General features: G+C 49.0%; 1 protein-coding gene. It reads right to left on the reverse strand.

Annotated features, from left to right (window positions below; genetic code table 11):
- Positions 1–595: hypothetical protein (locus ACYVN4_RS45130; RefSeq protein ID WP_460730486.1), on the reverse strand; the 595-nt coding region annotated here is incomplete at its 3' end.
- Positions 596–769: the final 174 nt, after the last annotated feature.

The raw sequence follows: 769 nt of genomic DNA on the forward strand, positions 1-769 counted from the left end.
TCTCAGACAAATCATTCATCTGTGGAAGCTGATTGTTCGGCAGCGTCACCACGTTGCTAGGCATGAGATACCGATCATATAGTAGCTTCATCAGCTTCGGTTCAGGCTGATTGATACTGTCATACGGCCCGATTTGATTGCCCGTCATGGCGAAGAATCGGCCCGACGTATACATTTCCACATTGCCTGACCGTCGTCGGTCACCCGGAATCTCGCCTTTAATGATAATGTGGATACCGGTTCCAGATACGCTAGTTTCAGCGTAAGACTTGGTGATTGTGAGAAAGTGCTGCACCTCATTTTCATCCGTCTCACCACGTTGCCACCGCTCTAGGTCTTGCTCTAAATGATCCACGTCGATTCCCACATAAGGAGGCTGAAAATAGAAACCTAGGCCATCCATGCCGTAATCGTCCATAGCTTGCAGAGCCGTATCAAAGTCCGACCAAGTAGCCGGGTCATTAGACTTCCCATCCCCACCGTTGTATGGATTCTTGGGGTACTTTGCATACTTATTCCGGTCAGGTTGCCATTTTAGCTTGTAAAGCCCCCACCGCTTTAGGGACTTGAGTTCTTCGGGAATTCGTTCATACATCAGCACTCCTCCTTAGAAGGGCAAGTCGTCTTCTGAGATATCAACTGAATCACCCGTATTAGCAAACGGGTTACTAGTATTCGCAGCCGGTGAAGGTGCGGAGTTCCCTGCCGTAGGTGCATTCTTCCTATCCTTGTACGTATGCTGCACTTGAGGGAACTGCGTAACCTCAAA

The sequence above is a fragment of the Nocardia heshunensis genome (assembly GCF_054782115.1).